The organism is Streptomyces sp. NPDC001634 (assembly GCF_040298185.1).
GTDB lineage: Bacteria > Actinomycetota > Actinomycetes > Streptomycetales > Streptomycetaceae > Streptomyces.
Map to the genome: position 1 here is coordinate 1 of NZ_JBEOZU010000239.1, position 1,297 is coordinate 1,297.

General features: G+C 35.4%; 2 protein-coding genes. Both read right to left on the minus strand.

Features of this window, described 5'->3' with window-relative positions; translation table 11 throughout:
- A partial coding sequence (locus ABT186_RS47795) for a heavy metal translocating P-type ATPase (RefSeq protein WP_351930717.1) occupies nt 1-995 on the minus strand: 995 nt, incomplete at its 3' end.
- On the minus strand, nt 992-1,297 hold a 306-nt coding region (locus ABT186_RS47800; protein WP_351930719.1), incomplete at its 5' end, for an ArsR/SmtB family transcription factor. The genes ABT186_RS47795 and ABT186_RS47800, both read right to left, overlap by 4 nt.

Here is a 1,297-nt window from a genome sequence, read left to right on the forward strand (position 1 = left end):
GGAGGAACATCCTCTATCATAAGGGCCATAATAATTATGAATGGCGTATAGTATTTTGCAAATTTATCTACAAAGGCTTGTGCAGGAGCTCGTTCTCCTTGCGCTTCTTCAACTAAGTGAATGATTTTGGCAATCGTTGTATCCGTTACTTTTTTTGTTACTTTGACTTCAAGAACACCTTCTTCATTTAGTGTTCCTGCAAACACTTCATCATCTAACTGTTTTTCAACAGGAACCGATTCTCCTGTTATTGCTGCTTGATTTACTGAAGAATGACCGTTGATAACAAGCCCATCCATGGCTATTTTTTGTCCGGGTTTAATGATCATAATATCGTCGATATCGATTTTATCGACACTGACTAATTGCTCTACATTGTTTCTCCTGATAAGAGCTTCTTTGGGAGCTATATCCATAAGAGAACGAATCGACTGTCTTGCTTTATCCATTGAAAATCGTTCCAAAGCTTCGCTAATAGCAAATAGTATTACTACAATAGAACTTTCGGCCCATTCTCCAATAAATGCGGCCCCAATAATTGCAATAGTCATTAAAGATTCCATGGAGAAGTCCAATTTGATCAAATCAGAGAACCCTTCTTTAAATAAATCAAATCCACCAATTATTATTGCCAATATATAAAGAGCTTTCGTTAATAAATGATCTTCGCCCAATGATAGTTGGGAAATCACAGCAACAAGTATAAAACCAAGAGAGATGATTAAAGCGATATTCCGTTTAATAAAAGACTCTTTTGATCTAACTTGTTCATCATTTTCTTGATCATCACGAATGATAAGATTTTCGAAGGCTCCCGCTTCTTCGAGTTCTTCAATTGTTGTTTGGCCTTCTACTGAAATCTTACTTGCACCAAAGTTTACTGTTGCACTCGTAACTCCTGGCAACTGCTTTACATTTTTTTCAAATTTACCTGCACAATTTGTACAGCTTAATCCTTCTATTCGATAGGTTTTTTCGGTCATTTTCTCACTCATGCTAGCACCTCTTCTTTAAAATTTACGCCAAGCTCCATAAGATTTAAGATTTTGATATTTTTAATAAAATAGTAGACTAACTTACCATCCTTGTGACTATCAACTACTCCCAATTTTTTTAAGGAGTTCAGATGGTGTGAAGTTGTTGCGACCGAAGCATCAATGATATTAGCAATATCACAAACACATAGCTCATCTTCATGAACTAAAGCATGTACAATTTTAAGTCGATTTTCATCTGACAATATTTTAAAGAAACCACTTACTGACGGAGTATCAAAGTTTGCTAGTTTAGATTTAGC